Origin of the sequence: Bradyrhizobium sp. CCBAU 45321 (assembly GCF_028128975.1) — a bacterium.
Taxonomy (GTDB): domain Bacteria; phylum Pseudomonadota; class Alphaproteobacteria; order Rhizobiales; family Xanthobacteraceae; genus Bradyrhizobium; species Bradyrhizobium yuanmingense.
Window position 1 is genome coordinate 1 of record NZ_LFKZ01000027.1, and the last position, 374, is coordinate 374.

Consider the following 374-nt stretch of genomic DNA (forward strand, 5'->3'; position numbering starts at 1 on the left):
GTAGCGAGTTGCGACACGCCTGAAATCCTTGAGGCGGCAGAAACAGCGCTCGATGACGTTGCGCCCCTTGTAGGCGCGTTTGCTGAAGCTGTGGAGAGTGACCCTGTTGGATTTGTTTGGAATGACGGGCTTGGCACCACGATCGACGATTTCGGCTCGAAAGCCATCGCCGTCGTACCCTTTGTCGCCAATGAGGGCAGACATGGGTGGCGCGAGTTCCAAAAGGGCTGGCGCTGCGGCAATATCAGCGTCCTGGCCTGGAGTGAGATGAAATGCGCAAGGTCTGCAGTCAGGGTCGCTCAGCGCGTGGATTTTCGTGGTCCGCCCGCCACGCGAGCGGCCGATCGCTTGTTCATGCTCCCCCCTTTTCCGCC

At 60.2% G+C, this 374-nt stretch carries 1 protein-coding gene; it reads right to left on the bottom strand.

What is annotated here, in order from left to right:
• On the bottom strand, nt 1-374 hold a 374-nt coding region (locus ACM43_RS09500; RefSeq protein WP_271539841.1), incomplete at both ends, for an IS5 family transposase.